At 36.3% G+C, this 24,272-nt stretch carries 24 protein-coding genes; 3 read left to right on the forward strand and 21 right to left on the reverse strand.

Annotation, left to right across the window (positions count from 1 at the left end; genetic code table 11):
• Positions 1 to 7 precede the first annotated feature (7 nt).
• From prmA to gpr, 10 genes are all read right to left on the reverse strand, one after another.
• Positions 8 to 946: a 50S ribosomal protein L11 methyltransferase gene (prmA, locus tag NYQ66_RS17895; RefSeq protein WP_259871441.1), complete on the reverse strand. Its 939-nt coding sequence runs from the start codon at positions 944 to 946 to the stop codon at positions 8 to 10.
• A gap of 96 nt (positions 947 to 1,042) precedes the next feature.
• A complete protein-coding gene (gene dnaJ / locus NYQ66_RS17900) occupies positions 1,043 to 2,170 on the reverse strand; it encodes a molecular chaperone DnaJ (RefSeq protein ID WP_259871443.1) in 1,128 nt (375 codons plus the stop codon).
• 165 nt (positions 2,171 to 2,335) lie between these two features.
• Positions 2,336 to 4,174 carry a molecular chaperone DnaK gene (gene dnaK / locus NYQ66_RS17905; RefSeq protein WP_259871445.1) on the reverse strand — a complete coding sequence of 613 codons (1,839 nt, stop codon included), beginning with the start codon at positions 4,172 to 4,174 and terminating at the stop codon, positions 2,336 to 2,338.
• 33 nt (positions 4,175 to 4,207) lie between these two features.
• The gene (grpE, locus tag NYQ66_RS17910) at positions 4,208 to 4,789 is read right to left on the reverse strand and encodes a nucleotide exchange factor GrpE (protein ID WP_259871447.1); all 582 of its coding nucleotides are present in this window, start codon (positions 4,787 to 4,789) and stop codon (positions 4,208 to 4,210) included.
• 193 nt (positions 4,790 to 4,982) lie between these two features.
• Positions 4,983 to 6,005, reverse strand: a complete 1,023-nt coding sequence (hrcA, locus tag NYQ66_RS17915) for a heat-inducible transcriptional repressor HrcA (RefSeq protein WP_259871448.1) — start codon at positions 6,003 to 6,005, stop codon at positions 4,983 to 4,985.
• Between the two features lie 77 nt (positions 6,006 to 6,082).
• Positions 6,083 to 7,240, reverse strand: a complete 1,158-nt coding sequence (hemW, locus tag NYQ66_RS17920; RefSeq protein ID WP_259871449.1) for a radical SAM family heme chaperone HemW — start codon at positions 7,238 to 7,240, stop codon at positions 6,083 to 6,085.
• 197 nt (positions 7,241 to 7,437) lie between these two features.
• Positions 7,438 to 9,258: a translation elongation factor 4 gene (lepA, locus tag NYQ66_RS17925; protein WP_259871450.1), complete on the reverse strand. Its 1,821-nt coding sequence runs from the start codon at positions 9,256 to 9,258 to the stop codon at positions 7,438 to 7,440.
• A 162-nt stretch (positions 9,259 to 9,420) separates the two neighbouring features.
• Complete coding sequence (locus NYQ66_RS17930; protein WP_259871451.1) at positions 9,421 to 9,765, reverse strand: YqxA family protein; 345 nt, start codon at positions 9,763 to 9,765, stop codon at positions 9,421 to 9,423.
• Between the two features lie 19 nt (positions 9,766 to 9,784).
• Entirely contained in the window at positions 9,785 to 10,960 is a 1,176-nt protein-coding gene (gene spoIIP / locus NYQ66_RS17935; protein ID WP_259871452.1) for a stage II sporulation protein P, read from the reverse strand.
• A 185-nt stretch (positions 10,961 to 11,145) separates the two neighbouring features.
• On the reverse strand, positions 11,146 to 12,243 hold the full coding sequence (gpr, locus tag NYQ66_RS17940) for a GPR endopeptidase (RefSeq protein ID WP_259871453.1): 1,098 nt from the start codon (positions 12,241 to 12,243) through the stop codon (positions 11,146 to 11,148).
• A gap of 166 nt (positions 12,244 to 12,409) precedes the next feature.
• Here gpr and rpsT point away from each other — a divergent pair, with 166 nt between their 5' ends.
• On the forward strand, positions 12,410 to 12,676 hold the full coding sequence (rpsT, locus tag NYQ66_RS17945; RefSeq protein WP_259871454.1) for a 30S ribosomal protein S20: 267 nt from the start codon (positions 12,410 to 12,412) through the stop codon (positions 12,674 to 12,676).
• Positions 12,677 to 13,215: 539 nt separating this feature from the next.
• Here rpsT and holA read toward each other — a convergent pair.
• Positions 13,216 to 14,256 (reverse strand): DNA polymerase III subunit delta, encoded by a 1,041-nt coding sequence (gene holA, locus NYQ66_RS17950; RefSeq protein WP_259871455.1) that lies wholly within the window; start codon positions 14,254 to 14,256, stop codon positions 13,216 to 13,218.
• Positions 14,257 to 14,760: 504 nt separating this feature from the next.
• Between holA and NYQ66_RS17955 the strand changes: the two genes are divergently transcribed.
• A complete protein-coding gene (locus NYQ66_RS17955; RefSeq protein WP_259871456.1) occupies positions 14,761 to 14,895 on the forward strand; it encodes a YqzM family protein in 135 nt (44 codons plus the stop codon).
• 149 nt (positions 14,896 to 15,044) lie between these two features.
• Here NYQ66_RS17955 and NYQ66_RS17960 read toward each other — a convergent pair whose 3' ends face one another.
• The 3 genes from NYQ66_RS17960 to NYQ66_RS17970 all read right to left on the reverse strand — a co-directional run bounded on the left by NYQ66_RS17960 (position 15,045) and on the right by NYQ66_RS17970 (position 18,717).
• A complete protein-coding gene (locus tag NYQ66_RS17960; RefSeq protein ID WP_259871457.1) occupies positions 15,045 to 17,282 on the reverse strand; it encodes a DNA internalization-related competence protein ComEC/Rec2 in 2,238 nt (745 codons plus the stop codon).
• 326 nt (positions 17,283 to 17,608) lie between these two features.
• Complete coding sequence (locus tag NYQ66_RS17965) at positions 17,609 to 18,016, reverse strand: deoxycytidylate deaminase (RefSeq protein WP_259871458.1); 408 nt, start codon at positions 18,014 to 18,016, stop codon at positions 17,609 to 17,611.
• Between the two features lie 92 nt (positions 18,017 to 18,108).
• Positions 18,109 to 18,717 carry a helix-hairpin-helix domain-containing protein gene (locus NYQ66_RS17970; protein WP_259871459.1) on the reverse strand — a complete coding sequence of 203 codons (609 nt, stop codon included), beginning with the start codon at positions 18,715 to 18,717 and terminating at the stop codon, positions 18,109 to 18,111.
• A gap of 80 nt (positions 18,718 to 18,797) precedes the next feature.
• Between NYQ66_RS17970 and comER the strand changes: the two genes are divergently transcribed.
• Entirely contained in the window at positions 18,798 to 19,622 is an 825-nt protein-coding gene (gene comER / locus NYQ66_RS17975; RefSeq protein ID WP_259871460.1) for a late competence protein ComER, read from the forward strand.
• 102 nt (positions 19,623 to 19,724) lie between these two features.
• Here comER and NYQ66_RS17980 read toward each other — a convergent pair whose 3' ends face one another.
• Genes NYQ66_RS17980 through yqeH form a run of 7 tightly spaced genes read right to left on the reverse strand, consistent with a single transcriptional unit; the run spans position 19,725 to position 24,272 of the window.
• Positions 19,725 to 20,480 carry a class I SAM-dependent DNA methyltransferase gene (locus tag NYQ66_RS17980; RefSeq protein ID WP_259871461.1) on the reverse strand — a complete coding sequence of 252 codons (756 nt, stop codon included), beginning with the start codon at positions 20,478 to 20,480 and terminating at the stop codon, positions 19,725 to 19,727.
• Between the two features lie 2 nt (positions 20,481 to 20,482).
• The gene (gene rsfS, locus NYQ66_RS17985; RefSeq protein ID WP_259871462.1) at positions 20,483 to 20,839 is read right to left on the reverse strand and encodes a ribosome silencing factor; all 357 of its coding nucleotides are present in this window, start codon (positions 20,837 to 20,839) and stop codon (positions 20,483 to 20,485) included.
• Complete coding sequence (gene yqeK, locus NYQ66_RS17990; RefSeq protein ID WP_259871526.1) at positions 20,832 to 21,422, reverse strand: bis(5'-nucleosyl)-tetraphosphatase (symmetrical) YqeK; 591 nt, start codon at positions 21,420 to 21,422, stop codon at positions 20,832 to 20,834. Before yqeK ends, rsfS begins: the two co-directional genes overlap by 8 nt.
• Entirely contained in the window at positions 21,412 to 21,981 is a 570-nt protein-coding gene (locus NYQ66_RS17995; RefSeq protein ID WP_259871464.1) for a nicotinate-nucleotide adenylyltransferase, read from the reverse strand. Before NYQ66_RS17995 ends, yqeK begins: the two co-directional genes overlap by 11 nt.
• A gap of 24 nt (positions 21,982 to 22,005) precedes the next feature.
• Entirely contained in the window at positions 22,006 to 22,296 is a 291-nt protein-coding gene (gene yhbY / locus NYQ66_RS18000) for a ribosome assembly RNA-binding protein YhbY (RefSeq protein WP_259871466.1), read from the reverse strand.
• 1 nt (position 22,297) lies between these two features.
• Positions 22,298 to 23,140: a shikimate dehydrogenase gene (gene aroE / locus NYQ66_RS18005; protein WP_259871467.1), complete on the reverse strand. Its 843-nt coding sequence runs from the start codon at positions 23,138 to 23,140 to the stop codon at positions 22,298 to 22,300.
• A gap of 31 nt (positions 23,141 to 23,171) precedes the next feature.
• A complete protein-coding gene (gene yqeH / locus NYQ66_RS18010; protein ID WP_259871468.1) occupies positions 23,172 to 24,272 on the reverse strand; it encodes a ribosome biogenesis GTPase YqeH in 1,101 nt (366 codons plus the stop codon).

Raw genomic sequence — 24,272 nt, forward strand, 5'->3', positions numbered from 1 at the left:
CACCTCCTTATTGTTTTTTTGCTGTAATAGAAATCCAATCTTCCATTTGATTAATTTCTACTATCTCAAAACCTGTTTCAATTAGTGCCTCTTTTACTAGTTGTTTTTTCGCTTGAATAATTCCAGATGTGATAAACATTCCGCCAGGCTTTAGCAAGTTGAAAGCATCTTTTTCAAATCGCAAAATAATTTCTGCCAATATATTAGAGACAATAATATCTACTTGGTTTGTAACATTATTTAGCAGGTTGTTCTGCTTGGAAATAATCTTGTCTTCTACTTTATTAATCTTTGCATTTAATTTTGTTGTTTTAACTGCGATCTCATCAAGGTCATAAGCGCTCACGTGACTAGCACCTAATAAAACAGAAGCAATGCTTAACACCCCTGAACCTGCACCGACATCAATCACTTCATCCCCTTGTTGTATATAACGCTCCAAAGCCTGAATACTTAGAACCGTCGTAGGATGCGTTCCAGTCCCAAAGGCCATACCTGGATCTAACTCTATAATGAGCTCGTCACTCGATACCGGGGTATAATCTTCCCACGTAGGAGTAATCGTAACTTTTTCTGATATCTTTACAGGTTTATAGTACTTTTTCCAAGCAGTTGCCCAATCTTCTTCATTCACTTCACTTAACGTGATTTGGTTCATCCCTAAATCAATGTCGTAAAGTAGTAAGTTATTTATTGCTTGTTTGATTTCATCAACTGTTTCGCCTAGAAAGCTATTTACTGGTAAGTATGCTTTTAGGATGACACCTTCTTCTGGATAGTCATCCGGATTTAACTCATAAAGCTCTCCTAGTTGCGTGTCACGTTCCTTTACTAAATCATGTGGATCTTCAATAACAACGCCACTAGCTCCTGCTTCATGAAGTATGTTGGAAATTGGTTCAATTGCCTCATTAGTGGTATGGATACACAGCTCAGTCCACTTCAAAAGATCAACTCATTTCGTCTTTTATTGATGACACATCCGTATCATGTCAACACCAAATGGATATAATGAGATAGGTCCATTTATCCACTATACGTATTATTCCCCTTTAAATGCTCTTTTCACACGTTGAAAAAATGAATCTTCATGTTCATCCGTCGGTTTATTTCCACCTAAATCATTTAATTCTCTTAATAGTTCTTTTTGTCTATCATCAAGATTTGTAGGTGTTACAACTCTTATTTTCACGTGTTGATCTCCGTGAACTTGACTTCTTACATTTGGTGCACCTTTTCCTTTCAAACGGAATGTTTTGCCCGTTTGTGTACCTGCTGGCACCTTTAACTTCACTTTTCCATGTACAGTTGGAATTTCAATTTCATCACCTAGTGCTGCTTGGGCAAAGGTTACTGGCATCTCACAGAAGATATGGTCCCCTTCACGTTGATAAAATTCATGGCCTCTAACCTGAATAACAACATAAAGATCTCCTGGAGGACCACCATTTGCTCCAGCTTCACCTTGACCAGAAACGCGAATTTGTTGTCCCTCGTCAATTCCAGCAGGGATACTGATATGGATTTTTTTGCGTTTTCTAACCTTACCAGAGCCACCACATGTATTACATTTGTCCTCAATCATCTTACCGGATCCTTGACAATAGTGACATACTCGTTTGTTCACAACACGACCAAACGGTGTATTTTGCTCCACATTTAATTGACCTGATCCATTACAGTGCGAACAGGTTTTAGGTTTCGTACCAGGTTTTGCTCCAGAGCCATCACAGGTTTCACAATTTTCTTCTCTTGGAATTTCAATATCTGTTTCTTTTCCAAAGATGGCCTCTTCAAAATTCAGTGTCATAGTATACTGAAGATCCGCACCTTGCCTTGGAGCATTAGGGTCTCTCCGTCGTCCGCCCCCACCAAAGAACATATCAAAGATATCACCGAATCCACCAAAGTCTTCTGCTCCTCCGAATCCGCCACCAAAGCCTTGACTCTGAGGTCCAGCATGGCCAAATTGGTCATACTGCGCACGTTTTTGATCATTGTTTAATACTTCATAAGCTTCTTTTGCTTCTTTAAACTTATCAGATGCATCCGCCTCTTTATTCACGTCTGGATGGTATTTACGTGCTAGCTTACGATAAGCCTTTTTAAGCTCTTCTTTAGAGGCATCTTTAGATACACCTAACACTTCATAATAATCTCGTTTACTCACGTACCGATCACTCTCCCGACTCTCTTAGCATAGAGTTTATCATAACATTTATTGTATTTTATGAGCAAATGATATCGCATCATATTTAGACTATATTGAATGAAAAAGCCAAAGCCAAGAAAGACCTGACTTTGACTTTTATAAAAACATTCATTCATTTATTAATTAGGACTTCTTCTCGTCCTCATCTTTAACTTCTTCATAGTCAGCATCTACAACATCATCATCTTGATTTGCTGCGCCTTCTGCTCCACCTTGCGCTTGAGCTTCTGCCTGAGCTTGTTCGTATAATTTGACTGATAATGCTTGAACTTGTTCTTCTAATGCTTCTTTCTTAGCTTTGATTTCTTCCACATCATCAGACTCAAGTGCTTTTTTCAATTCTTCTTTTGCTGTTTCAGCTTTTTGTTTCTCATCATCAGAAACTTTTTCACCAAGATCTTTTAACGTTTTATCCGTCGTAAAGATCATTTGGTCAGCTTCGTTACGAAGATCAATTTCTTCACGACGCTTCTTATCTGCTTCAGCATTGTCTTCTGCATCTCTTACCATTTGTTCTACTTCTTCATCAGAAAGGCCAGAAGAAGATTTAATTGTAATAGATTGTTCTTTGTTTGTACCTAAATCTTTTGCACGTACATTTACGATACCATTTGCATCAATGTCAAACGAAACCTCAATTTGTGGTACACCACGTGGTGCTGGTGGAATATCAGTTAATTGGAAACGACCAAGTGTCTTATTGTCCGCAGCCATTTCACGCTCACCTTGAAGCACGTGGATATCTACAGCAGTTTGGCTATCTGCAGCAGTTGAGAATACTTGTGAGTGACTAGTTGGAATCGTTGTATTTCTTTCAATCAATTTAGTTGTTACGCCACCCATTGTTTCAATCCCTAAAGAAAGTGGTGTTACGTCAAGAAGTACTACATCTTTAACGTCCCCTTGTAATACCCCACCTTGAATTGCAGCACCTAAAGCTACAACTTCGTCTGGATTAACACCTTTCGAAGGATCTTGACCGATTTCTTTCTTGATTGCTTCCTGAACAGCAGGAATACGTGTTGAACCACCTACAAGAAGTACTTTGTCAATCTCACTAGCATTCATACCAGCATCTTTTAATGCTTGACGAGTAGGTCCCATTGTACGTTCTACTAAGTTAGCTGATAGTTCATCAAATTTAGCACGAGTAAGGTTCATTTCTAAGTGTAATGGACCAGCATCTCCAGCTGTAATAAACGGTAGAGAGATTTGCGTTTGCGTTACACCAGAAAGATCCTTTTTCGCTTTTTCAGCAGCATCCTTCAAACGTTGTAATGCCATTTTATCTTTAGAAAGATCAATACCATTTTCTTTTTTAAATTCGGCAACTAAGTGATCGATAATTACTTCATCAAAGTCATCGCCACCAAGACGATTATCACCTGCTGTTGCTACTACTTCAAAAGTACCTTCACCAATATCAAGGATCGATACGTCAAACGTACCACCACCAAGGTCATAAACCAATACAGTTTGATCTTGGTCTCCTTTATCAATACCGTATGCTAGTGCTGCAGCAGTAGGTTCGTTAATGATACGCTCAACTTCAAGACCAGCAATTTTACCTGCATCTTTTGTTGCTTGACGTTCTGCATCGTTAAAGTAAGCAGGAACAGTGATTACTGCTTTATCTACAGTCTCACCTAAATAATCTTCCGCATATGATTTAATATACTGTAAGATGATCGCAGAGATTTCTTGTGGTGTATGTTCTTTACCATCAACCTCTACTTTATAATCAGTACCCATGTGACGTTTAATAGATATGATTGTATTAGGGTTAGTTATGGATGCACGTTTTGCAACCTCACCTACTTGACGTTCCCCATTTTTAAATGCAACAACTGAAGGAGTTGTTCTGTTACCCTCTGGATTAGGAATAACTTTCGCTTCTCCGCCTTCCATTACTGCTACACAAGAATTTGTTGTACCTAAGTCAATTCCAATAATTTTTCCCATGACTTGTTTCCTCCTTTACACCATATGTAATGATTATTGATTTACTTTTACCATTGCAGGGCGAATAACCCGATCTTTTAATTTATAGCCTTTTTGTAGTTCTTCTACAACTACATTCGAATCAAACTGATCATCTTCTACTTGCATCACAGCTTGATGTAGGTGTGGATCAAATTCCTGACCCTTCGCCTCAATCTCTTCGACGCCTTCATTTTTCAAAGCATCTGTTAATTGACGATAAACCATTTTCAATCCATCAACTACTCCTGAAGCAGACGAATCTTCTACCTCTATTTGAAGCGCTCTTTCAAAGTTGTCTACCACTGGAAGCAATTCGGTTATTAGAGATTGTGATCTATATTTACGATCCGCTTCTTTCTCCTTTTGCGTGCGCTTGCGGAAGTTATCATATTCTGCTTGAACCCTCAACAATCGTTGATAGATTTCATCTTTCTCTTGCTTCACTTTCTCTACCTCTGAATCTATTGTTTCCACTTCTTCTTGTTCTGAGGTTTCGTCTACTATTTCTTGTTCACTATTTTCTATGATTTCTTCTTCGTTTGTATTTGTTTCTTCAACTGTTTCATAATCTTTTGTTTGATCTTTTTCTTCCACGATTGTCACCTCCTCGACCTTACTAAGAATAGCCTTGTTGAATATATCACGAATGATTTTGAAAATAAATCAATTCGAATTAAACGATACGGTACCTTTAGTTCCAAAAGATAAAAGTAGTATGCCCATCAACGCAAAAATAAGGGATGGGAAAAATCCCCACCACAACCATCTATTCCCTTATCCCTCACTTTTAATACCAAGAATGGAATGTCTTTGTTAATCGTGATGAAAGAACGTTAAGTAAAGATATAACTCGTGAATATTCCATACGAGTTGGACCTAATAAAGCAATCGTTCCAAGTTGATTATCTCCTAGAGAATACGTGGCTGTTATTAAGCTACAGTCTTGCATTGCGTCAATTTTATTCTCTTGACCAATGGACACCTTTAATCCACCAGTTGCAGCACGTAAAAGATCAGCAATCTCATCTTCTTGTTCTATTACGGAATATAAAGAACGAATCTTTTCTATATCCTTAAACTCCGGTTGCATCAGAATATTGGTTTTCCCTCCAACATAAAGCTTGACCTGTTGTTCATCAAAAAATGCTGATTGCAAGTATTGGTATGCAAGGTCAACATCTTCCATATACGAATGCAGAAGAAGAGCAATTTCTGTCGATAGTTTTTCATGCAATTGGATGATTGGTACTCCGACCAATCGCTCATTTAAAATGTTAACCATTTTTTCCAAATCACTTGGACGAATCTTTGCAGGAACACTAAATGAACGATGTTCCACATGACCCGTATTTGTTACTAATATGGCGACAGCCGTATGGGCAGACAAACTAATAATTTGTAACTGCTTCAACTTCGTCTCAAAAACTTCAGGCCCAAGGATAATCGACGTATAATTTGTTAGATTCGACAATACTTGCGCTGACTTTTGAACAACTTGTTCAAATTCCACCATTTCCTTTTCAAATGTATCGGTTATTATGTTCAAGTCCGATTTCGACAAACGAAAAGGAGAAAGTAGATGATCGACATAAAATCGATACCCTTTTTCAGAAGGCACTCTCCCAGATGACGAATGCGTTTTTTCAATGAATCCCATTTCTTCTAAATCGGCCATTTCATTTCGAATGGTGGCTGAACTAAACGAAACGTCTTCTTTTTTTGCAATAGAACGAGATCCAATCGGTTGTGCCGTCTGGATGAATTCATCAATAATCACTTGTAATACTAACAATTGTCTATTTGTTAACATCGATGATCACCTCTGTTAGCACTCTTATCTAACGAGTGCTAAATCTAATAATAAATTATCAAAAGGTACTCAAATTGTCAATGCGAAAGCTTAAAAGTTTCGTCATCTAATAAAAATGCTTGAAAGACTTCGTTTCCGAACAATAAACCGTTCTCAGTTAACTGGACGTAATCTTCAGTTTCCTTTAGCCAATTTTTTTGTTTTAGATATTGAATGGAAGATGCGTAAAGCTCCGTTAAGGAAATATCGTACTTGTTGAAGAAGTTTTGCTTCGAGACACCTTCTAACTTTCTAAGACCAAGGAACATTTCTTCTTCAATTTGTTCTTTCAAACCAATTTCTTCTTTATGCAAAACCGGCAATCCATCTTCATTTGCTTTTTTTACGTAAGCTGGAAACGGTCTTAGATTTATTATTCGTTCACCAGGCAAATACCCATGTGCTCCTGCACCAAAACCATAATAAAAATCGTTATTCCAGTATGTTAAGTTATGCTTACTTTCAAAGCCCGGCTCTGCAAAGTTACTGATTTCATATTGTTGTTTCCCGTGTCTTAACATTTGATCTCTTAGCACTTGAAACATTTGTGCTTCTACTTCTTCTTTTGGTTTCATTAATTTACCTTTCATATAACGCTGATAGAATACGGTTTTAGGCTCAATCTGTAACGAATATGCCGAATAATGAGGCAAATCAAATGATAGTGCTTCTTTTATCGTGTGTTCAAAATGATTAAGGGTCTGATTGGGTAAACCATAAATTAAATCAATGCTGATATTATGAATTCCATGTTGTTTAAGGGCATCTACATTTTGGTACACATCTTTAATTCGGTGGAGTCTCCCTAGTTGTTCCAGCATTTCATCATCGAATACTTGCACTCCCATGGAAATTCGATTAACACCATAATCCCTTAGTAGTTTGATTTTATCCTCATCTAAATCACCGGGATTTGCTTCAAATGAATACTCTTCGCATGTTGCAACTTCAAAATGTTGATCAACAATTTCTAGCAACTGCTTTAATTGACGAGTATTTAATGCCGTTGGAGTTCCACCACCGACAAAAATTGTTTTCATCTTCTGTTTTGGCTTTTGAATATAGGTAGTTACTTCTTTCTGTAATGCTTCAATATAGTCATCGGCCATCTTTTCTTCATAAAAGAATTTTGTGAAATCACAGTAATGACAAATTTTTTCACAAAATGGTATGTGTATATATGCGGATGAAACCATACATTTCATCTCCTTATAGCTGTTATTTGATTATTTCTGTTTGTCTGAACACAGGCAATCCTTCTTCAAGTTTCTTTTTCTTTTGTTATGGATCCCTACATTCTTCTTACTTTAACCTGTTACGCGATATCAACGTACATAGGAGCAGATATAAGTGCGAAACCCTTGTCAGTTAATGACAAGGGTTGTTAGATTCATTACTTATTATCATCATCCATACGAAGTACAGACATAAATGCTTCTTGCGGTACTTCCACTGATCCAACCATTTTCATGCGCTTTTTACCTTCTTTTTGCTTTTCAAGTAGTTTTCTTTTACGTGAAATATCTCCACCATAACATTTAGAAAGTACGTTTTTACGCATTGCTTTAATCGTTGAACGTGCAACAATTTTATTACCAATAGCAGCTTGAATAGGGACTTCAAATTGTTGTCTAGGTATAAGTGTTTTTAGCTTCTCAACAATTTGCTTCCCTCGATCAAACGAGAAATCTCTGTGCACAATAAAAGAAAGCGCATCAATCGTTTCACTATTTAATAAAATATCCATTTTCACAAGATTGGACTGTTTATACCCAATCATCACATAATCAAAGGAAGCATAACCTTTGGTTTGCGATTTTAATTGGTCAAAGAAATCATAGACAATTTCGGATAATGGAATTTCATATACAACATTCACACGATTGTCGTCTAAATATTGCATATCGATAAAATCTCCACGCTTCTTCTGAGAAAGCTCCATTACAGGCCCCACATAATCATTTGGTACCATAATCGTTGCTTTTACATATGGTTCTCTAATTTCTTCGATTTTTTGTGGATCAGGCATAAAGGATGGATTATCGATTGATTGTTCCGCTCCATCGGTTAATTTGACCTGGTATATTACACTTGGTGCAGTTGTAATAAGCTCGATATTAAACTCTCTTTCAATACGCTCTTGAATGATTTCCATGTGTAGTAATCCTAAGAAACCACAACGGAAACCAAACCCTAATGCTTGAGAAGTCTCTGCTTCATATTGTAAAGAAGAGTCGTTTAATTCTAATCGTTCAAGCGCTTCTCTTAAGTCATTATATTTGTTTGCATCAATCGGATAAAGTCCACAGAATACCATTGGGTTCAGGCGACGATAACCGGGAAGTGGTGTTTCTGCAGGATTTTTCGCAAGTGTAATCGTGTCACCCACTCGTGTATCTCCTACATTTTTAATGGAAGCTGTTAAATATCCTACGTCACCAACTGATAGTTCGTCTAATGGGATTGGCTTCGGGTTAAAGACACCTACTTCATTCACTTCAAATTCTTTGCCTGTTGCCATCATTTTTATCTTGTCGCCGACTTTCACAGATCCTTCTTTAATACACACATAAGCTATTACACCTCGGTATGAATCATATAAAGAATCAAAAATCAAAGCTTTTAATGGCTCATCAGGATCTCCTGCAGGTGCTGGGATTTTTTCTACAATCCGCTCCAAAATTTCATCAATTCCGATTCCAGCTTTGGCACTTGCTAGGATCGCTTCGTCCCCATCAATCCCAATTACATCTGTAATTTCTTGTTTCACGCGCTCAGGATCTGCACTTGGCAAATCAATTTTGTTGATAACTGGAATAATTTCTAAATCGTTATCTAGTGCGAGATACACGTTAGCAAGTGTTTGCGCTTCTATTCCTTGTGCTGCATCCACAACTAATATAGCGCCTTCACAAGCAGCAAGGCTCCTTGATACTTCGTATGTAAAATCGACGTGTCCTGGAGTATCAATGAGGTGAAATAAATAGTCTTCACCGTTTTCCTGCTCGTACTTTAATTGTACAGCATTCAACTTAATGGTAATGCCTCGTTCACGTTCTAAATCCATTGCATCAAGGAATTGTGCCTTCATTTCCCTAGATGTTAGTGCTTTTGTCTTTTCTAATATCCGGTCTGCCAACGTAGACTTACCGTGGTCAATATGCGCAATAATGGAAAAGTTCCGTACTCTACTCTGATTTCTACCTTTTTTCAATGATGATCACTCCTATTTTCGAGCAACAATACTAGGATTGATTATAGCAGTCGAGGGATTGATATTCAATAAAAACAAAATTGAAACATGGTAAAGATGATGAAGTTACCTTAAAAATAGAAGCAACCCTATCTTATTCCTGATAGGGCATATGCCTTCGGTTTAGGAAAATGCCTGGGCTAATTGATAAGCTGATTGCACGATTTGATTATAAAACCATTTCACACTGGATTCTAATCCCCCTGCTAGCTTCTGAGTAAAATGAGTGGACTGTACTTCTTCATATTCCACTTTTTTTTCTTCCACACTCACTTGCTTAAAATCTTCTCCCATCACTTCTATTTCATAGGCTCCATCCTCTGTTTGTTCTGCCTGAATAGCTTCCTCAAAACTTCCTGTTGAATATCCTCTTGTATTTGAAACTCCTTCGTTTGCTTTATCTATCCCTAGCAATACCCCACCTAAAAATAGCACCATCATCAATAACATCGTTACAAATACTCTCATCAATTTTTCCACCCCGATCTTAAGGATTCCCTTGAACTTTTTCTGCATCCCAATAGTAGTCACTAAATATTTCTGCTAAGACATCTGCCGTTCGATATAATTCTTCTAAAGTATTATCTACCCCACCAAACTCGACTAACATAGCGTTATCAGATAAATCTTGATTATAAACTCCATTGTTTCCTGATCCACCTTGTAAAACTACCCCTCTACTTAAACCAGGATATTTCTTATCTATCAAGTTGTGCAATTCGGTTGCTAGAGCTTTATTTTCATCATTGGCGTAATCTTCACCAACGACAAACATAAGCTTGGCATAAGATTGTCCGTCTATTGTTTTTGTTGTCTTATCTCTTCTTAAGGAATCCCGATGTAGATCAAATACAAATTGAATATCTTTATTACTAGCTAACGCTTCCTCTACAACAGGCTTTGACGCCGTATAAGATTGCCAATACTCCCATCCTTTGTCATTAAGTACATTCATAATGTCTGTATCATCCACTTGCGCACCAATTCCATTAGCTTCTAAGCTTTTGGCTAAGCGATCACTTACCTTTGTAATATTTACTTCTGAGTGGTGAGCATGATCTGGAATTGTCCCTTCTGGAAGATAAGGTAAAAATGATTCTCTATTATGAGAATTGTAAATAAACGCAATATCTCTGTTACCAGTAGATGGTTGTTCATCGTTGGGCTCTTGCGCTGGCAAATCTGTATCTGGCTCTTCGTTCACTGTTGCTTCTCTATCTTCTAATACAACTGCAAGGGGTGCAGACGATTCAATAGGCAAAGTTGTATAATTGGTGCCTTCCCCTGCGACTATAATGGTACTATCATACGCATCAAATCCAGGAAGTTCCCTACCTAGTAAACTTCTGGGATCGTTAGGTTTTACACTAGTAGCCATTTCAAATACTAATTCGGATAAATCAATGGATTCTACATCATCAGGAAATGCATGACTAAACATCTTATTTTCCATTTGAAGTAGATATAAAAATGACTCTCCTTTGATTTGACTTGTCCATTGGTTAATTGTAGCTGAATATAATCGTGAAGCAGGTTGGATCGTTGTTAATATACCAATAAACATAAATAATGCTAAAACACTTGCAATTATAACCGTTACACTCTTCGACCAAGGCTTTGATTTATTCATTAATTGAGTTATCGTTGTCCATAATTGTTTCATCGTTCCATCCTTTCTGAACCTTTCTATCATCTTTACTAGACTCTATGATAGTGGCTCAGAAAGTAGAACGATCTTTTTTGTTTTATTTACAATTGTTTCATTCGCTTAACTGTATAAGTTCAACAGTTACTAATATATATGAGGATGCTCTATTTATTATTTAGGATTAATAGATAGATAAGCACTTATCTAGTATAGGATCCAAAGTTTTCAATATTCACTTTTTCATGTAAAGCTGCATTTAATCCCTCAGCAATAACATGCGACATATCCTTCATAAATCCATCTACTTCTTTTGGTGTAACCATCAAATTATGACCTAAAGGTGTTAACACTTCTTTGATAAGTGACCTCTTTTCATCTTCTGAAAGTTCACCTATCATACCAAGCACAGCTTTTCTTTTCTCTGGATGAGGAAGATCTTCATCCGTTAGTTTTCTCTTGCCAAAGCTCATTCCAGACGGTGTTAATGCTTTTGAAGGTTTATCTTTTTCATTCCACTCTCTACCAAAATGCTTTAAAAGAAAATCAATCGTGTCACTTGTAATGGTTACCGCATCTACAACCGTAGGTACACCAAGTGCAATTACTGGAATTCCAAGAGTATCTTGACTTATCTCTTTTCTTTTATTTCCAACACCTGAGCCTGGATGAATTCCTGAATCAGATAATTGAATCGTTGCATTAACTCTTTCAACCGAGCGAGAAGCAAGTGCATCGATCGCTATAACAAAATCTGGTTTTGTTTTTTCAATAACTCCAAAAATAATGTCACTTGTCTCAATACCAGTAACTCCCATCACACCCGGTGTCATTGCAGAAACGGAACGATATCCTTCTGCTACATACTCAGGTTGTAATTTGAACAGGTGACTTGTTACTAAAACTTTCTCAGCCGTCAACGGTCCCAATGCATCTGGTGTTACATTAGAGTTACCTAAACCTACCACTAAACAAGTAGCGTTCTCTGGTAAGTTACTTTGTTTTAATAGTGCTACTAATTCTTTAGCAAGCACCTTTGCTGTTTGCTCTTGTAACTTCGTATCTACTTTCTTAACTCCATCTGAATGGATCGTAATATAATTTCCTGGTTTTTTATTTATCGCGTTTGCTCCATTTTCATCTATCTGAACATATGTTACTTCAATATCGCCATCTTTTTTTTCAGTTACCTTAACACCTTTTATGTTTGATTCTTCTGCCTGTTGGTTTTCGACGTACATATCCTTTGCTTCAACGGCTAAATCCGTACGTACTTGGAATAATTGTTTGTCCTGATCCATAATAAGTATCCTCCCTTTTTTATTACATAGGATTACCTTCTTTGTATAAATTCATACAAAAGATGGAGCTCTCAAGCAGATTGCTATTGAAAACTTCTCTATGCTTTGGTACAATGTCTTTTGTTCAGAACTAGTTTTTGGATCGTTTACTATGGAGGTGAATAGAGTGGCTAATATTAAATCAGCAATCAAACGAGTTCGTCTTAATAACGAATCTCGTGCACATAATATCTCAATCAAAACAGACATGCGTTCTACAATTAAAAAAGTAGAAAACTTAGTCGAAGGTAAAGATGTTGAAAATGCAAAAGCAGCGCTTGTTAGTGCAGTAACTAAAATCGATAAAGCTGTACAAAAAGGTCTTATCCATAAAAACAAGGGTAACCGCCAAAAAGCTCGCTTAACTAAAAAAGTTAACGAACTTAGTGCCTAATTAATTTTATGACCAACAAAAAAACGATCCATTACGGATCGTTTTTTATTTGTTTTAAACACTTTAACATTTCACAGTTGATCCATACTGTTCAGTAACTAAAGATGCTAATACTGCTCTACCGTTCCAGAAATACACTCCGCTTTCCGTGGGGCGAGCGCCGAGCCGCTTCGTCGCTTCGCTCCTGCAGGGTCTCGCCTGTCTCGCAGATCCCACAGGAGTCTCCGCGTATTTCCTCCACTAGCTTATATTATAAATACAATTTAAATATAAGTTCATCCTGTCGGTATTTATTAGCGGTTTTTAATTACTTTACTTAAATCACTAGTTAATACCTATACGGGATGCAGTTACTAGCGGAGCAAGTGAAATTGGCGACACTCCTGCAGGAACAGCACGGGCTGAAGATCCACTCAGAAGCGCTCTTTGCTTCTGAGTTAGCTGAAGCCGTGCCTGCGGAAAGGGAGCCAATTTCACTTGTGGAGCGGGTCGGAGACTTACTGCAGTATATAGATACTACGCATAAAGGCATGGAAATTTTATCTTTTGACTAATGCATTTCGATTCACTAATTGATAGAGAAGAAGCTCGAAGGCTAAGGATTTTTCCATTTTCCCTTGTTTTACGTTGGCATCTGTTTCGGTAAAAATCGAGATAATCTCTTTCAACTCATCAAACGAAAATTTTTCTACCCTCGTGATCGACATTTTCACAACATAAGGGTGAACTTTTAATTGCTGGGCCATCTGTTGCTGACTATATCCTTTTTGCTTCAAAAGCTTAACATGGAATATTGTCCTGAATTGAGATGCAAGTAATGCTAATAAAGCAATTGGATCTTCATTTAATTTCTCTAAATCTTTATAGATCATAATTGCTTTATTCAAATCTTTTCCAATAACTGCATCAACCAATTTCAAACCGGTTGTATTTGTATTATGGGAAAGTAGGTTGGTTGCGATCTCATACGTAATCGTTCCTCCTTCTCCCACATATGTCGCTAACTTCTCCAATTCATTTCGGAGCATCAACAAGTTTGCACCGGTTTCTTGCGCAATCAAATCATAGACTGGCTTTTCAATCGAGACATGAAATTGTTTTATTATATTATCAATCCATTTTGACAAATCCCATTCTTTAATTGGCTCACACGAAACGTTTTCACATTGTTTTTTCATTACTTTTGTAACTTTTTTACGTTCATCCAATTTTTCATACGGCGCAATAAAAATAACAATTGAGTAATCAACCGGTTGAAGAAGATAGGATTGCAGTGCATCTATGTCATGTTCTACCGCAACCTTATCAGGTTTCGCTTTTAAAAATACGGGATTTTGCGCAAAGATTAACTTTCTTTCACCAAAAAAAGGATATGTTTCTGCATCAGCAATGACTTCTTGGATACTAGTTTCCTCAAGGTCATAAATAGAAATGTTTGTATCCTTATCTTCTTCTGCTAAAGCATATGTAAGTAGATGTTGCTTAACATCTTGAATTAAATAAGATTCGGTTCCTTGTAATAAATATAAAGAAGAAAATTGTTTCTTTTTTAATGCCTTAATCGTTTCAAAATAGTTCATTTGTTACCCCCACTTTACTTTAACCTTTTTTAATCGTAATTGCTATTTAAGCAGGAAGCAAGAACAAGTTGAAATTCTAAGCTCAATACTTTATTGTATGTATATAAACACAGAAGAGGGAAGTAGCAATCACTACTCCCCCCAGCAATCTATATCAACGCTTAGAGAACAGCCCCGGGTTACTGGTTTCTAAGCGATATTTTCTCTTTCAATTATAGATTGACCAAAAAAGCTTATTTCTATGGGTGTAAACTCTTGCTAACACAGGTAAGAACATCAGGTCATTATTTTAAAAAATACTGTATAGTGCTTCTATGCCTTCGTTTCACATCATAAGCCCAATTAATTGCTACTACTTTTTCCCAATCATTGGATTAAATGGTTTAGAAAGTACTTTTTAAGGATTTTATACCAAAAGAATAAAAAAGTTTTATTTGTTCTTCTATAAAGTGGATTTTTTACCTATTTTAACTTATACTATTATTGAATTAGGAGGGGTACATAATGAATGAATTTGAAAAGGATGTTCAGTCCAAAAGTCACGACATATTTGATTCTGGAAAAGGTTTTATATTCTCCTTTTTATTCTTTATGATTATTTTCTTCATTGGAGTTATTGTAGACGTTATAGGATCGTAAGTATAATGACGTATGAAAGAGACTGTATTTATGCAGTCTCTTTTTTATTTTTAGTTACATTCAATCATCGATCTCATGCACGATATATAATTAAGTAAAGAAGGCGGGCGACGTCTTTTTCTATACCAGATGTTACTCACATAATCATTCTATGGAGAAGTAGGCATAAATGTTCCTCTATTCTTAGAGAACTTAAATTCAATCGCTCCCTTCTCATCCGTTCTATGCATATAAACGCCATTCTTGTTCATTCTTTCTAATACCTCTTTATGTGGATGACCAAACCGGTTATTTTCTCCTACAGAAATTAGTACAACCATTGGATTTATTTCTGTTAAAAAAGCCTCGGAACTTGATGTCTTACTCCCATGATGTGCAACCTTTAATATCTCTACCGTAAGTTCCGGGTAAGACTGCACGATATCTTCTTCAACTTCATGATTAATATCACCAGTAAACATCCAATCAAATCCACCAAATTCAGATAAAACTACTAAGGAGTTCTCGTTTGTAGTTGCATAATTCTTTTCTGGGCTAACAACATAAAAAGGATGATTAGCTACTTTAAACACATTCCCCGCTTTTACTTTCTGTACGTTCACGCTATTTTCTTCAGCAACCTTTGGAACAGAACCTGTGTAGTATGGACTAGTGACAAGTTGTTTGACTTTAAATTCTTCTAGAATAAAAGGAGCACTACCGTCATGATCATGATCTTCATGTGACAAAACTAACGCATCTAGTGTAGTTATACCCTTGGAATAAAGAAATGGCTTGATCACTTGCTTAAAAATTTTATCAGATGGTTCAAAATCGTATGTCATACTACCTGCTGCATCAATCATGATAACCGCTTTTCTATAAGGCAATTCAATAACCAGACTGTCTCCCTGACCGACATCAAGCATCGTTATGGTCCCTTCCGGATTTAAGTATGGCTTTAAAGAAATAGAAACGAGTACAATTACGAGTAACAGTCCATAACAAAACGCTCGAACAAGCTGATTATTACTTAAATTTTTCATAAGTAAAAAGAAGATAATGTAATATGGAATCAACATGGAGATGGGAAACTCCCCTATAACCCACGGAAAAAAGAGACTTTCATCCATTTTAGTTAGTCCATCTATTGCAATTTGGTGGACATGCGTAAAAAGTAAATCCATGTATGGAACAAAGGGTGATTGAATCAAAGTCATAAAAAGCATTAGAAGCATCATTGGAATCACAAAGAAACTAAAGTAAGGAACGAAGATGAGGTTTATAAAAATGGATAGCGGATTAAAAAAATAGAAGTGAAAAAGTTGAATTGGTAACACTGACATTAGACTAATAAAGCTAATTCTTAGTATTGACAATGTACGAAAATGTAGAGATAGTGCTTTCTTTGATAGAATTATTGCAGTCGTGACAATAAAGGAAAACTGAAAACCTAGTTGGTTTATACTAGTAGGGTTAATAAAAATAAACGCAATAAAAACCATGCTAATAATATCCGTTGCAGGTAATTTAATACCCTTTCTCATTAGAAAAATCACAATACAAGACATCATCGACGCACGCCAAACGGACGGTGCTCCTCCACTTAAAAGTGGATATAAAGGGATTAACAAAATCATTATATTACGAGCCCTTTCTCTTGTTAATACTTGTGTTTTAACTAAAATAAAATAAAATATTCCAATGATTAAACCTACATGCAAACCAGATATCGCCAATATATGAGATAAATTCCACCGTTGGAACAACGCTATTATGTCCTCATCTAATTGCTCATCACCTAAGATCAATGCACGTATCCAAGGATTTGTATAAGAACTAATTTCATTCTCTATCTTATCTAACATGTTTTTCCTTAGTTGAAATAAGGAGTCAACAATTGAGCTCCCTGTACAAGAAATAGCCGAACGATCCTCTACTGTGATTTGCTCAAATATTTCTTTATCAGCTAAGTAGGATTGATAATCAAATTGTCCTGGATTGCTAGCACTTTCTGGTTTTACTCTTGCACCAATGACAGTGCAAACAGCTCCAGTATGTAAATCAATAGGTGAATTGGGATCAGATGCACGCTTGAAATGTGTTATTAACATATTCCGATTACTTTTGTCTTCTGTTAGCGTAAATGTTGTATGGCTATCGTTATCTGTTATTTCAGACGTTATCACCCCTTTGGTGTACGTTGAATCTGATTCAGTTGTTTCATCAACTATTATATGATGTGAAAAATAGAAACAAGAAAATGAGAAACATGCAATAATGGAAAGTAACTTGATTATGTTAATCCTTTTGCTTTTGAACAAAATGATTAGCCAGATTAAAAGTAAAAGCAACAAATAATATTGATTTGTTGTAACTGTATAGTATGAAGTAAGAATTGCAAACACGAAAAAGTGGTAATATCCTTTCAGTAGAATTCCCTTCTTTCCCTATTTAAATGATATATGTGTTTTCAAATATTGAGAACAGTAAGGAAGGTAATGAATGAAGTAGAGGGTTAACTTTTTCAGTTAAAAAGTGAAGTTTTTACACTTGTGCAAGTGTACGGTGGTGTTTGTTGAGGCAGGGATATAACTAAAAGTGTCTGATTAAAAGTCCAACCAAAGTAATACTTTAGCGAAGCATATTTGAGGAGCGGTGGCTATACACTATCCCCTTTCGTTCGGTTTTTCAATTAGTTCAAACACTTTTGTTCAAATCCCACTTTTATTTTCTAAACATGATGGACAACTTCTATATTTTTCAAGAAGTTTTCGTTCCAATTGTTTGGATAGCTTTTGAGATAAACGATTCTTTTTACACCTGATTGCGCTAGTGTTTTCGCGCACTTTTCACAAGGCTCATGTGTTACGTAGGCAACTGACCCTTTTATGCTTTCTCTGTCCGCATGCAGCACAGCATTTTCTTCCGCATGTAAGGTTCGGATACAACGCCCATTTTGATCAAGCAAACATCCGATATCTTCACAATGATCATGACCATGGATCGAGCCATTATAACCTGTGGCAATAATATGTTTATTTTTCACAATAACTGCCCCAACTCTCAGTCTTGGACATGTTGATCTTGAAGAAACCACTTCTGCAATGTCTAGAAAATAACGATCCCAGCTCTTTCTCATTTGTCTCTCCCTCTCTCTTTTTACTTATACCTTTGCAACTTTATTGGTGTGTTTTATCTAGTTTACTCCTCGTCCTATTCCTAGTCAATCTGTTAAGGTATAACAATTTGTTCAACAATTTGTTCAATCGTTTTAGCTCCAATACCATTTACATTTTTTAAATCCTCAATTGTTTTAAAAGGACCATTAGACTCTCGATATTCGATAATTGCATTGGCCTTTACCTCTCCAATACCCGTTAGTGAGAGGAGATCTTCTTTCGATGCGATGTTAATTCTTATTTTGTTATTCCCCTCATTCACAACGGCAATTGGAGCATTTTCCTCGCCTATTGCACTTACATGAATAACCATCTCATCAATCACCTTTTGCGCTAAGTTTACCGTTTCTTGATTAGCATCCTTTGTAAATCCTCCTGCCCTTTCTATGATATCTACGACTCGGTCTCCGTCTTCTATCCGAAAAACTCCTGGATTATTGACTTCTCCTTTTACATCTACATATTTCACTTCTTGTTTTGCTGATGATTGGTTTGCTATTTCTTCAGGTACATTATCGTCTTGGATTGTTGCAGCTAGCTCGTATCCATTATCAACATACACTTCCTCTGCTTTTGGTGATTTTATTTGATCGATAAACACATACACTAGCATAATCCCTATAATTAAAATAATAATCCAGTTATTTTTTATCCAATTCATAAATAAGTCACTTCCTTTCTCATATATCGCTAATGGTTCACATAGAATGGATTGTAAAAGCATATTTAGGGGGGAGCACCATGAAATGGGGAGTAATTGGAACCGGAAATATGGGTGAAATATTAATTGACTCATGGATGACTTCACATGTCGTAAAACAAGAGGATTTACACATTACAAACCGAACAATTAATAAAGCCTATGCCATTCAGGATAGATATCCAAACGTTCATGTTTGTGAAACAGCTGAAAAGGTGGTTAAAGAAGCTGATATTCTATACATCTGTGTAAAACCACTTGAAATTCACTCTTTACTAACCGATCTGTATCCATACCTGTCTGAAGATCAATGTATTGTTTCTATCACTAGTCCATTTTCTGTTGAAAGATTGGAATCATTAGTACCTTGCCAAGTTGCAAGAATGATCCCAAGCATAACTAATCGAGCAAAATCAGGAGTTACACTCGCAACATTTGGAAGTAGGATTACCAAAGAAATGGAAGGATACTTATTACAAAGTGCTAACCTTTACTCTACACCACAATTAATTGAGGATAATATAACTAGGATAGCCTCCGACATTGTATCTTGTGGCCCTGCATTCTTTGGTTATTTAGCAGAACAATATATTCTTGCCGCAACTGAGGAAACAAACGTTAGTAAAGAATTGGCTTCTGATTTAACCGAAAAAATGTTTATAGGATTTGGAAAACTTCTTGAAGATGGCCATTATTCGTTGCCCGAGTTAATTGATAAGGTTTGTGTCAAAGGAGGAGTTACCGGCGAAGGGATAAGAGCAATAGACGCAAACCTCGGAGAATTATTTCATTCTCTAATTGAAGCTACGCATGATAAATTTAAAGAGGATGTTGAGAAGATCAGTCATCAACTTTTAGATAAGTAATTTATTCGACATTCTTTTTAAAAATCCTTTTCAATGCTGTTTTTTTTTACAACTTAGGAAAAGACTCCAATTAAAAGGTTCCGTGTATTAAAAAAATCGAGGTTAATCACCTCGATTTTTTTCGCACACATAAAAAATTCGTTCTCCAGATTCATCTTCCCGCATCGTTTGCGTAGAGAAATCTGCGAATATACCCTTTACGACGAATCCAGTCTCTTCTAACATACGCTTATAAGTCGGAATAGAATAAGTACGTTGATGATGTGTCTCATCAAAGCGTTCATACATTTCATTATCTAATTCAAAAAAAGTTAAATCATGATATACCTCACCTTGATTTTCGCCAGATTTACAAAACCAAACGTAGGAAAGATCATCGTACACTTCAGCAAATGTCTGATCTTGTAGATTCTGTTCGACATGTTCAAGTGCATGTACATCAAATAAGAATAGACCTTTATCCTTAAGGATCTGATGAACATTTTTAAAAACAATTCGAAGTTCGTCAAAGTCAGTTATATAGTTAATTACATCACAAAAGCTAACAGCAGCGTCCACATTACTAAATCCATTTAATTCCCTTAGGTCTTGTTTAAACCACTCTATGGATAACTTTTCTTCTGTCGCGGCCTGTTGTGCATAGGCAAGCATATCTTCCGAATAGTCCACACCAAACACCTGGTACCCTTGCTTTTTTAGCCGCCGAGTAATCTGTCCAGTTCCACACCCTAAGTCTGCAACAGTGCTTATATCGGTACTATACTTTTTAAATATGAAATCCGCAAATGCTTGCCAATCATCATATGGAGCATCACTCATTAACGCATCATAAACAAGAGCCATTTTTGCATAAGACATTTTTATCCCTCTTGTTCAAAACTGAATTCTACTTGTGGCGCATCGCCCCACAAGCGTTCTAAGTTATAATAATGACGTTCATCTTTATGGAAGACATGACAGACGACATCTCCTAGGTCAACTAGTATCCATCTTGCTTGTTCAAAACCTTCCAAACGTTTAATTGTTATTTCATTTTCTTCCGCCTGTTCCTTAATTTCACGTGCAATTGCTTGAACCTGACGTTCACTTGACCCTTGACAGATTAAGAAATAGTCAGCAATTAATGAAACATCTTGCATATCTAAAATTACGATATCTTCTCCACGTTTGTCATCACAAGCCTTTGCTGCTATATTCGCTAGTTGTTTACTATCCATTCATTTCTTCCCTCCACTTGTTTTTTATCGTCATTAATAAATCATTATATGCATGAAATGTATCGGGGTAGATCGGTTGATTCTTGCTTAACAAAAACTGAATTGTATTTTTTGTTGCCATGAAACAACCCATGTCCAAATCTACCTCTGCCTGTTCCCTTACTTTGTCCACTCCCGGAAAATCCCTACCTGGTTCAATATAATCAGCTAAATAAACGATTTTCTCTAACTTTGTCATATCTTTTTTACCCGTTGTATGATATTTAATAGCATTTAATATCATCTGATCATTAATACCAATTTCTTTCTTAACAAGGATTGCACCTACAGGACCATGCCAGAGTTCATGATGGAAAGTTAACAAATCTTTCGGTAACGATTCACTAATGATCCAACGTCTCATTTCCTCCAGATCTCGATACTTTGCATAATCATGAAATACAGCTGCTAGTTCAACTTTACCAACATCCTCGTTATAAAGTTTAGCGAGGTCTACTGCTGTATCCGTTACTCTTTTCGTATGCTCAAAGCGTGTCTTTTTTAAATGAGGCTCAACTAAATTAAGTGCCTCTTCACGATTCATCATATAACCGATACTCCTTTATTACATCTAACACTTTAGGAGGAACTAAATACCTTATGGATTGATGATTTTTTATACGTTGCCTGATCATAGTTGAAGAAATTTCCACCGATGGTATATTCACTTCCATAATAGGATACTCCGTAATTAATTCATAGTCGTTACGTTTTACACCAACAAATTGAATTAACTTCACTAGTTCTTCTATTTGATACCACTTTGGCAAGTACTCCACCATATCTGCACCGATGATAAAGTAAAAAGTTGTGTCTGGATACCGCTCATTTAACAATTTAATTGTATCAATGGTATATGATTTTCCTTGACGTTCCATTTCAATCGTATTGACTTTAAAATGTGGATTGTCACTTGTAGCAGCTTCCAACATCGCTACTCTATAAGTAGCATCTGTATTTGATTTAGCTTTATGTGGAGGTTCATTTGATGGAATAAACCAAATTTCATCAAGTGATAAACCATCATATACTTCCTCAGCAATTAATAAATGACCGTAATGCGGAGGATCAAATGTCCCACCTACTAATCCGATCTTTTTCATAAAAGGCTCCTTTTTGCATACAAACTACGGTAGTTGAATCTGTTTATTTTCTTTTGATTCCTTATATAACACTATTATATTTCCAATCACCTGTACTAATTCTCCATTTACACCATTTACAAGTTGTTCTGCTACTTCATCCTTATCTTCCATACAATTTTGAAGAATTGATACTTTGATTAGCTCTCTTTTTTCAAGCGCTTCTGCTATTTGCGTGATCATATTATCATTAACACCAGTTTTTCCAACTTGAAATATTGGACTCAAATGGTGTGCTTGTGCACGTAAATGTCTTTTTTGTTTTCCTGTTAACATGTTATTCACTCCTTCGCAATTTCATCTCTAGTTGCTCAAGTATTTTTTCGGCATCAACATCTTTTCCTGTCCATATCTTAAAAGCCAGTTGTGCTTGGTATAATAGCATCGCATGACCTTGATGAATATTTGCTCCCCTAGCTTTAGCCTCGAGTAGCAGCTCTGTCATCAAAGGTTGATACACAATATCACTAACTACTGCCCCTGGTTTTACATGGTCCAAAGAAATTACTTGGTCATTTGTATTTGGCTTCATTCCAACAGAAGTAGTTTGAACGATAAAATCATAGGCGTTCAATTGTTGTTCAGCCGCTTGATAAGTTAGAATGTCCGTTTGAATATGATCTTTCTTTACGTCTAACAGTTCTTTTGCCTTTTCAGTAGTTCGATTCGCTACATCAACTTTTTCAAAAGATTCCTGAACAAGCGCACGGTATATACCACGTGCTGCGCCTCCAGCACCTAATACTAATACTTTCGTCTCTTCTTTAAACAGGTTCGGGTAAGACCTTTTGACAGAATGCACATAACCTTGTCCATCTGTATTATATCCTTTCCATTTCCCATTTTGGTGAACTACAGTATTAACCGCACCAATCCTTTGGGCATCTTCATCTAATTCATCGAGAAATTTCATGATCTTCTGTTTATAAGGAACTGTGATGTTAAAACCATCAACCCCTCTATCTCTTATCTGTTCAAATGTATTTTCCAATTGATCTTCCGTTGTTTCAAACAGATGATATGTGCCATCAATTCCTTCCTGTTTCATAAATTGATGATGGATCCATGGAGATAAAGAATGCTGAATCGGATATCCTACTAACCCCAATTGTAAAGCCATTTTCCTCCCCCTATCAGCTTATTCAACTCATTTAAATTAAGGATGTACGTATCGAAACAGGAACCCCTTTTGGACTAAATGCTGTAATCGTTACGCCACCATTTGGAATAGTGATCCATCCAAGGCCAGGAAATACAATATCAACCTTACTATCTTCTATTCGCATTGATTTTCCATTTAATGCTGGTAAGGACTTTAATGTTTCTTCATTTGGAGGAGATAACATTTCCCCTACATGCTTCTCATAGAGTTGCTCCGCATTTTCTAATTTCGTACGGTGTATCGATAATTGATTTGCAAAATAGCAAACGAATGATTGTTTGTCCCCTTTTTCAAAGTCAAAACGAGCTAAGCCGCCAATATATAGTGTCTGTTTTTCATTGAGTTGATATACTCTAGGCTTAATCTCTTTGTTAGGTGTGATTACCTTTAAGTCTTGATCTGATAAGTAGTGTGCCATCTGACCTCGATTGATTACACCAGGAGTATCATACAATGAACTCTGCTCATCAAGCGGAATATCAATAAATCCTAAAGTGGTTCCAGGAAAATAAGACGTTGTTATTGCATCATTAACACCAGTAGACCTATCGATTAACCGATTAATAAACGTTGATTTACCTACATTTGTGCTACCAACTACATAGACATCTCTTCCTGCACGATAGTCTGCAATAGCAGCCTCTAACTGATCCATTCCAATCCCTTTAGCTGCTGAGATTAAATATACATCCTGCACCTTTACCCCAAGATCACTGGCGGACTTTTTCATCCATTGGATCAGTTTACTTTTGTTCGTTGATTTTGGCAACAAGTCCACTTTATTACCAACAAGTAGAACAGGGTTATTTCCAGTTAAACGTTGCAAACTTGAAATGAAGCTTCCGTTAAAATCAAATATATCTACAATTTTTACAATTAATCCTTTTGTATTTCTTATTTGACTAATCATGGTCAAAAAGTCGTCATCTGTGTACGATACATCTTGTACCTCATTATAGTGTTTTAAACGAAAACACCTCTTACAAATAATTGTCTCTTTTTCTAAAGCAGAAGCAGGCGCAAAACCAGCTTCGTTTGGACGTTCTGATTGAATCGAAACACCACAACCCTGGCATACGATCTCTTCCAT

It is taken from the genome of Aquibacillus koreensis, assembly GCF_025154055.1.
Lineage (GTDB): Bacteria > Bacillota > Bacilli > Bacillales > Amphibacillaceae > Aquibacillus_C > Aquibacillus_C koreensis.